The following is a 2,456-nucleotide window of genomic DNA, read 5'->3' on the forward strand; positions in this document are numbered from 1 at the left end:
TGACGGGCTTCGCCGCGGCCATGCTGGCGCTGGTGCTCGCCGATGATCTGATCGTTCTCTATGTTGCGTGGGAAGCCACCACACTGTGCTCGTTCTTCCTGATCGCCCGCTCCGGAGCCGGTGCGCGCGAACCCGCAATCCGCACGTTGCTGGTCACAGTGGCCGGTGGGCTGCTGCTGTTGGCCGCGGTGACGGTGATGATCGTTGCCACGGGGACCACTCGGTTGAGCGAAATTCTGGTGGATCCCGTGTGGTCCGCCAACGGAGCACTGACCGCATCGGTGGCCGTGCTGATCGCTATGGCCGCGTTCACCAAGTCCGCGCAGTTCCCGTTCCAGGCGTGGTTGCCTGACTCGATGGTGGCCATCACCCCGGTTTCTGCGTATCTGCATGCCGCGGCCATGGTGAAGGCCGGCATCTACCTGCTGCTGCGCTTCTCCCCCGTGTTTGCGGACGTCTCCGTATGGAACGTCATGCTGGTCACCGCGGGTCTGATCACCGCATTGTTCGGTGCGATCGCGGCCCTACGCCGCTACGACCTCAAGGAACTGCTGGCCTATTCGACCATGAGTCAACTAGGCCTGCTGGTCACGATGATCGGCATCGGTACGCCCGAGGCGCTGAAGGCCGCGGTCATACACACGATCGCTCACGCCCTGTTCAAGTCCGCGCTGTTCATGGTGATCGGAGTGATCGATCACAGCGCTCACACCCGGGACATGCGCGAGCTCGCCCACATGAAGTTGCGAATGCCCGTTACGGTCACGGCGATGGGTCTGGCCGCCGCATCCATGGCCGGGGTGCCGCTGCTGCTCGGATTCGTGAGCAAGGAAACGATGCTCAAGGCGTTCCTCGACGCGCCGGGTCCGGAATGGGTCCCGTGGGTCGTCACCGCAGTCGCAGCTGTTGCCTCGATCTTCACGTTCGCGTACTCGGCGCGGCTCGTACTGGGCGCGTTCGGCGGCCGGGCAAGGGAGTCCGGAAATTCCCACGATGTGGTTCGCGAAGCCTCCCCCGCGTTCTGGGGTGCCCCGGCATTGGGTGCGATTGCCGGGCTGGTCCTGGGCCTGACGCCGTTCCTGCTGGACGAACTCGTCACGGTGGGTGCGACTGCGTCCGCGGGTGAAGGGGTGACGGCTCACTTCGCCCTGTGGCACGGTTTCGTCCCCGAACTGTTCGTCTCCCTGATCGTCATCTCCATGGGTACCGTGCTCGTGCTCGCCCGCCACCGAGTGCACCGCGCCATGAAACCCTATGACTTCCCGTTCTCCGGACTGGACATTGTGGACACCGCGAGGGAGCAGACCATCCGGTTCGGCGGCGTCGTCGGCGGTTGGACCGGAAGTATTGCCCCGCGCCGGCATTTGTCCATCCCGGCCGTGGCTCTAATTGCAATCGCAGCAATGGCCGTGTTGACCATCGACGACCTGCCGGCCGTGGTGGGCGAACCCGGCGACCCGCTCGACTGGGTACTCGTGGTGCTCATCGCGTGCGGTGTGGTGGCCATGATGCAGGCTAAGACGCTGATTGCGGCGATCGTGGTCACGGGGGTGGTGGGCTTCGGCATGACCGTGTGGTTCTTGCAGCTGGGCGCCACCGACGTGGCCATCACCCAGCTGCTCGTGGAAATCCTGACCGTGTGCGTCATGGTGCTGCTGCTGCGCCGACTGCCCACCGCGTTCGAGAAGACTCCCCCGCGCAAACACGTGATCCCGTTGCTGATTGCCGGCGGTGCCGGCCTGGCCACCACCGTGGGCGTGTGGGGGCTGACCGGGAGGCGGGACATGTCCCCGGCCTCCGAGTACTACCTGACCGAGGGGTACAACGAGACCGGCGGAACCAACCTGGTCAACACCATCCTGGTGGACTTCCGCGCCCTGGATACGTTGGGCGAGCTCACGGTGCTGGGCGTTGCCGGCATCACAATTGCTGTGCTGCTGCGAGCGCGCAAGCCCAGCCCGGAACGTTCGGCGAACATTCAGGACCATTCCCCGCTGATTGACGCGCGGGACAACACCGTGTTCGTGCGCACCACGGCCAAACTGCTGGCTCCGATCGTCGTAGCAGGTTCCCTGATCCTGTTGCTACGCGGTCACTACGAACCCGGCGGTGGCTTCATTGCCGCGCTGGTGGGTGGCGCGGGCTTTGCCCTGGCCTACCTGGCGGCTCCTTCTGACCGTTCGGCCCGCGTACAGATGCCGTACCTACTGCTTATCGGGGTGGGCGTGGCCGTGGGTGTGGGAACCGGGTTCCTGGGTTACCTGGACGGCTCGTTCCTGCGACCGTTGCACCCCGAGATCTTCGGGTACCAGACCACCACCGCGCTGGTCTTCGACGTGGGCGTGTATCTTGCCGTGATTGGCGTTATCCTCGCGTCCTTCAACCTACTGGGTCGCCCGCAAGCGAGCACTCCCGCGACCACGCCAACAACCCCGAGGAATCGGACGAGGTGAACG

Annotated in this window: 1 protein-coding gene; it reads left to right on the top strand. The window is 64.9% G+C overall.

The window, feature by feature from the left end:
* A partial coding sequence (locus tag Q4E95_RS12825) for a DUF4040 family protein (RefSeq protein ID WP_303383671.1) occupies window positions 1-2,453 on the top strand: 2,453 nt, incomplete at its 5' end.
* Between the last annotated feature and the right edge of the window lie 3 nt (window positions 2,454-2,456).

It is taken from the genome of Kocuria sp. (assembly GCF_030536815.1).
In the GTDB taxonomy this organism is placed as follows: domain Bacteria; phylum Actinomycetota; class Actinomycetes; order Actinomycetales; family Micrococcaceae; genus Kocuria; species Kocuria gwangalliensis.